This is a genomic window from Streptomyces sp. CAI-85 (genome assembly GCF_013363615.1).
GTDB lineage: Bacteria > Actinomycetota > Actinomycetes > Streptomycetales > Streptomycetaceae > Streptomyces > Streptomyces antibioticus_B.
Genome location: NZ_JAANNX010000212.1, coordinates 1 through 912 on the forward strand (window position 1 = coordinate 1; position 912 = coordinate 912).

Consider the following 912-nt stretch of genomic DNA (forward strand, 5'->3'; position numbering starts at 1 on the left):
CCGGGCTTGATGATGACCTGGCCGCGCTCGACGTCCTCGCGCTTGATGCCACGGAGCAGCAGACCGACGTTCTCACCGGCCTGGCCCTCGTCGAGCAGCTTGCGGAACATCTCGATGCCGGTGACCGTGGTGGTGGTCTTCTCGGTCTTGATGCCGATGATGTCGACGGTCTCGTTGACCTTCAGGACACCACGCTCGATACGACCGGTGACGACGGTGCCACGACCGGTGATCGTGAAGACGTCCTCGATCGGCATCAGGAACGGCTTGTCGACGTCACGCTCGGGCTCCGGGATGGAGGTGTCGACGGCGTTCATGAGGTCGAGCACGGACTGCGTCCACTGCGCGTCGCCCTCGAGGGCCTTCAGCGCGGAGACACGGACGACCGGCAGGTCGTCGCCCGGGAACTCGTACTCGGAGAGGAGCTCACGGACCTCGAGCTCGACGAGCTCCAGGATCTCCTCGTCGTCCACCATGTCGGCCTTGTTCAGGGCGACGACGATGTACGGAACGCCGACCTGGCGGGCCAGGAGCACGTGCTCCTTGGTCTGCGGCATCGGGCCGTCGGTGGCGGCGACCACGAGGATCGCGCCGTCCATCTGCGCGGCACCGGTGATCATGTTCTTGATGTAGTCCGCGTGACCCGGGCAGTCGACGTGCGCGTAGTGACGGGTCTCCGTCTGGTACTCGACGTGCGCGATGGAGATGGTGATACCGCGCTGACGCTCCTCGGGCGCCTTGTCGATGTTGTCGAACGCGGTGGCCTCGTTCAGGTCCGGGTACGCGTCGTGCAGCACCTTGGTAATGGCGGCCGTGAGGGTCGTCTTACCGTGGTCGATGTGACCGATGGTGCCGATGTTGACGTGCGGCTTAGTCCGCTCGAACTTCGCCTTCGCCACTGGGGTCCTCCTG

General features: G+C 65.1%; 1 protein-coding gene. It reads right to left on the reverse strand.

Translation table 11 applies throughout. The features are described from left to right. The coding region (gene tuf, locus G6W55_RS37835) for an elongation factor Tu (RefSeq protein ID WP_175525085.1) at positions 1-899 on the reverse strand (899 nt) is incomplete at its 3' end. Between the last annotated feature and the right edge of the window lie 13 nt (positions 900-912).